Here is a 353-nt window from a genome sequence, read left to right on the forward strand (position 1 = left end):
GCAAGGCCTGTGGACCCGAGCCCGCGACGCCCGCGACGTGACCGGCCTTGTGCACCACTCCGACCGCGGCGTGCAGTACCTCGCCATCCGCTACACCGAGCGCCTCGACGCCGCCGGCGCGGTCCGGTCGGTGGGCAGCAAGGGTGACTCCTACGACAACGCCGCCGCCGAGTCCCTCATCGGCCTCTACAAGACTGAACTCATCCGCCGCCGCGGCCCCTGGCGCGGCCTCTACGACGTCGAACTCGCGACGCTGGAGTACGTCGACTGGTTCAACCACCGACGGCTGCACGGCGCCTGCGGCAACATCCCGCCCGTCGAGTACGAGGACAACCACTACCGTTCGATCGCCG

General features: G+C 70.0%; 1 protein-coding gene. It reads left to right on the forward strand.

The genetic code is table 11. The annotated features are described in order from the left end of the window. Positions 1-353: integrase core domain-containing protein (locus E9529_RS21600; protein WP_236833300.1), on the forward strand; the 353-nt coding region annotated here is incomplete at both ends.

It is taken from the genome of Blastococcus sp. KM273128 (assembly GCF_021698975.1).
Lineage (GTDB): Bacteria > Actinomycetota > Actinomycetes > Mycobacteriales > Geodermatophilaceae > Blastococcus.